General features: G+C 58.9%; 7 protein-coding genes. 1 reads left to right on the forward strand and 6 read right to left on the reverse strand.

Going from position 1 to position 3688, the window contains the following annotated elements; genetic code table 11:
* The 5 genes from NKI61_RS32470 to NKI61_RS32490 all read right to left on the reverse strand — a co-directional run.
* A partial coding sequence (locus NKI61_RS32470; RefSeq protein WP_352842372.1) for a DUF6894 family protein occupies positions 1-435 on the reverse strand: 435 nt, incomplete at its 3' end.
* Positions 436-466: 31 nt separating this feature from the next.
* A complete protein-coding gene (locus tag NKI61_RS32475; RefSeq protein WP_023699163.1) occupies positions 467-1102 on the reverse strand; it encodes a hypothetical protein in 636 nt (211 codons plus the stop codon).
* Positions 1103-1106: 4 nt separating this feature from the next.
* Complete coding sequence (locus tag NKI61_RS32480) at positions 1107-1517, reverse strand: phage holin family protein (RefSeq protein ID WP_023713090.1); 411 nt, start codon at positions 1515-1517, stop codon at positions 1107-1109.
* Positions 1518-1534: 17 nt separating this feature from the next.
* Positions 1535-2092: a hypothetical protein gene (locus tag NKI61_RS32485; RefSeq protein ID WP_245260344.1), complete on the reverse strand. Its 558-nt coding sequence runs from the start codon at positions 2090-2092 to the stop codon at positions 1535-1537.
* A gap of 182 nt (positions 2093-2274) precedes the next feature.
* The gene (locus NKI61_RS32490) at positions 2275-2631 is read right to left on the reverse strand and encodes a low affinity iron permease family protein (RefSeq protein WP_352842374.1); all 357 of its coding nucleotides are present in this window, start codon (positions 2629-2631) and stop codon (positions 2275-2277) included.
* A gap of 312 nt (positions 2632-2943) precedes the next feature.
* On the opposite strand from NKI61_RS32490, the gene NKI61_RS33045 reads away from it, so the two are divergent.
* Positions 2944-3171, forward strand: a complete 228-nt coding sequence (locus NKI61_RS33045; protein WP_502899966.1) for a DUF6894 family protein — start codon at positions 2944-2946, stop codon at positions 3169-3171.
* Positions 3172-3381: 210 nt separating this feature from the next.
* Here the strand turns inward: NKI61_RS33045 and NKI61_RS32495 are convergent, their stop codons facing one another.
* The gene (locus NKI61_RS32495) at positions 3382-3510 is read right to left on the reverse strand and encodes a hypothetical protein (RefSeq protein ID WP_352842376.1); all 129 of its coding nucleotides are present in this window, start codon (positions 3508-3510) and stop codon (positions 3382-3384) included.
* Between the last annotated feature and the right edge of the window lie 178 nt (positions 3511-3688).

Below are 3688 nucleotides of genomic sequence, written 5' to 3' on the forward strand. Positions count from 1 at the left end.
GCCTGCCTGATCGCGCATGCGCACTAACCATCCGGTCATATCGTCATCGCCCAGATCAGCCAACAGGCCGATTACGCAACGGATCGCCTCGGCGCGAGCAGCCTCAAAACTTGGCATCACGGCAGGCGGAACCTGGCGAGCCTGGTCGCCGTCGCGATATTCGAACGTATAGACATTGCTCTGCCGGCCGCGGACATTGCCGGATTCCGGTGTCCTATTGAAACCGCCAATTCTATCGACAGGCATTTCGAAGGTCGCGGTCTGAACAAGCAGGGCTTTTGCACGGTCGATTGCCTCCAGCGCGCCGTCGGCGACGTCGCCTCGCGCCATTTCGACCGCGATAGATTCACCCCCCTGGCCCTCAAACACCACTCTAACAAGAGGCAGGCCGGAAGGCGCGGCCGCCTGTCCAATGTTGATTCCGACGATATGCATGGGGATACCTTTGACGCTCAGTTTCGCACTCTCAGTGCTTTCGCTGCTCGTGCTCATCCGCGCGGACGAGATAGTCGCTAGCTGCGGCCAGTACGGCCAAGAACGCAGCGGCATATCTGGCAAACCCGAAGGCCTGCGCGGCGGCCAATTTCGCACCGCGTGCATGCTCGGCGATAAATGCATCCGTCGCATCCTGAACTTCAGCTCCAGCCTTGCCGAATAGGGTGCGCTCCTTGGCTGTGGGCTCAAACGCCTTACCGATTATGTGGCCGAGCAGCAGGCCACCCGCAGATCCAGCGAGCACCTTGGCCCGAAACAGGTTTGTGATCGCCTTGCGCGGATGGGCTTCATAACGAATTGACGCGGCGTCGGAATGCGAGGCGCCGGCGACCTTATCTACAGCTATATCGTCGGCGCCTGCCGGGCCATGCGTGCTTCGCCTGCCGGCGTCAAACACCGCAACTGCACCCAGTGCGACCGCGGCAGCAGTGCCGCCATTATTCTTGACGGCGTCCGACACACCGCCTAGCGCCTTCGCCACCTTCTGCTTCGCGTACCGGGTGGACGCATCGACCAGATTTCGGGGCTGCAGGCGCCGGCTTATCTCGCTGACAGGTTCAAACAAAGCCTGCCGCTCTGTGCGGCTTTGCAGCATGATCTCGCGCATCTCTTCACTGGGTTGAGCCAAAACGCATCCCCTGTTTCAATGCCGCGATGTCAGTGCGCACCTGGTTGACGGTTTCGACAGGTGTGATGGTCCATCCCGCGAGCGCTCGCTTCGCAAGATAGAGAAACAGCACGCCGCCTACCCCCAGAAGCGCTGCGACGATTAGGCAAGCTACCATCGGACCGACACCAAAGTGGATCATAGCGAGGATCAGGAACTGGACCATGGCGAATGCAGCCAAGACAAAGAGCACCAGTGCGGCGATGCCGCACGCGCCTGACGAGACGATCGTAGACGTCTTAACCTTCATCTCGGCTTGGAGAAGACGAAGATCGAGGCGCATCAGCGAAGCGAGATGGCTATACCCTTCGCTGAAAACGCTTCCCAAGGGTCGGAGATTGGAACCATCATCCATCTGGAACGCTCTTCGTGTCAGGACCGATCGGAGCTTCGCATGATCCGGGTCAGCACAACGCCGGCCAGGATGCCTACGCCGAAAAAGGCCGCCGGTTGGCGCTGGGCGAATTTCGTGACCGAGTCGAGCAGTTCACCCACGTTGCGGTCCCTGATATCCGACGAAATCCGTTCGACACCTTCGGCCGCGCTCCGAACCATGCCTGCAACCTGCGGAGATTGCTTCTCGATTCCATCAGCCGCCTCCTTCACGGAATGGGCAATGTTGGCGATCGCGTCGGCGCCGGCGGTCTTGTTCGACTCCACCGCTTCCTTGAAGGCGCCCGCAGCATCCGACGCAACCGAACCGGCATAATTTTTCGCGTCAGTCGTCACCGAAGCGGCAGCGGTTTTGAGATGCCCTGCGGTTTCGGCAGCGCTCGACTTTAGTTTGCCGAGCGCTTCCTTGCTGCTGTCGGCCACCTCGGCATCGTTAGTGTGTAGCCAGTTCAGGTCGCTCGATGATCCAGTGGGGTCGTTGCTGATTGACGTGTTCACGGTTTTCCACTCCTGTTGTTGTGAAGTGAACTCGGCCAATGGCAACCTGTTCCTGCCTAGAGCGAATTTTCCTGCCGCGATTTGGCCTGCTGCCGGAACAGAGCAGAAGGGTCGGTTGGCCCTAAACCCATGTTTTCGATGATGTCCGGCGTGTTGTTGCGCGGGCTGTCGATCGGCCAAGTCGCTGGAGGCGATCGGGTCACCTCGCGCGCCGATGGGACTCATTCTCGTTTTTTGCGTCTGGATGAAGGACGGGTTGAGGCCTCCTTCTCAAGCTTGCCAAGCCTTGTCTTGATCGTCTCGGGATCCTCGTGTTCCAAACCGACAACGTCATTCCGGGTCTCGTTTAGAGCCACAATGATCTCGTCCAGTTTGGGGTGAATTGCTGCAGTGTCGCGATAGCCCTGGATCAGTACGACCCCAGTGATGATGATTGCAGCGACAGACAAAGCATAGGTGACCGCGTTCGTTAGGCCAAACGGCACCAGCAGCGTGCATATGGCCAGCACAACTAGCATCACGTAGAAGCCTGGCGGCCGCGAAAGGAAATCGGCGGCTGAAAACAACAATCGATTCATTAACTCACCTTTTGTGAGAAGGTCTGCCGCCTACAGCAATCGGCGCCTTTCACAATGAGGCATTGCAATGCGATCCGCTATTCCTCTTTGCGAAATCCTGCAGCGATGCATGCCGCAGGTCAGCCTCGGCGCGCAGGTGCTTCACGCGACCGATCAGGCCCGGCTTGACACATTGCGTCGCCGGCCGCTTCATAATGCCCTTGTGCGCCGTGGCCGTCACCTGGCCGCTGTGATTCGGGATCGAGGAAACCTTTTCAAAGCTTCGCTGTTAGGGCACCATGGCCCGCTTCTTCTTCGATCTAACCGAAAACTATCCCCTACCGGGATACCGAAGGCACCGAGCTTGCAAACTCGGCCGCCGCTGAAGATGAGGCGGCAAGGGCGTTGTTTGAAATAGTGAAAGACCAGGTGCCGGGCGGCACATTCCGCCAAGTCGCCTTCCAAGTTCATGACGGCACCAACATTTCGCTGTTTGAGGTGAAAGTCACGTGTGACGTGACGCGGGCTGCACATTCCGATGACAGACGGTTGGAAGCCTGACGATTCGTACCTCGAAAGCGCTCGCCGGAACCAACGCCGGGCGGTTGGCGAACTCAACTCCCTACGTACGACCATCGACGAGACACGCCGCGTCCTGGCTGCGTCACGGAAGCTCTTGGAACAGATGGCCGAACGCGAAGACCCCCAGCCGCAGGTTAAGGCGCCTTCTATTGGAATCCGCTCATCTTAACGCGAGAGCTGGCAGGTCCGTCAACCGGCTACCCGCAGAAGCAGTGCGACACCGATCCCATAAGGGATCAGCAGTGCCGCCAAGGCGACCCACAGGCCCGGATCGGCGAATACCTGCATCTGGCTGCGAAGCTGTTCCATTGCACCCAACGCTGTGTTCCAAACTGAAAAGGCCGGCGCACACAAGCGGTCGACGGGCATTAAGTTCCATTGCTAGATCACCAGCAAGCGCGCTTACCTGCAGCGGAACCTGATGGCCACTACGACCGTTATTCGAAAGGACAACGAAAGGAGATCGCCATCATGGACTGGAACCGCGTCGAAGGAA

The sequence above is a fragment of the Mesorhizobium sp. M0514 genome, from assembly GCF_040321145.1.
Taxonomy (GTDB): Bacteria; Pseudomonadota; Alphaproteobacteria; order Rhizobiales; family Rhizobiaceae; genus Mesorhizobium.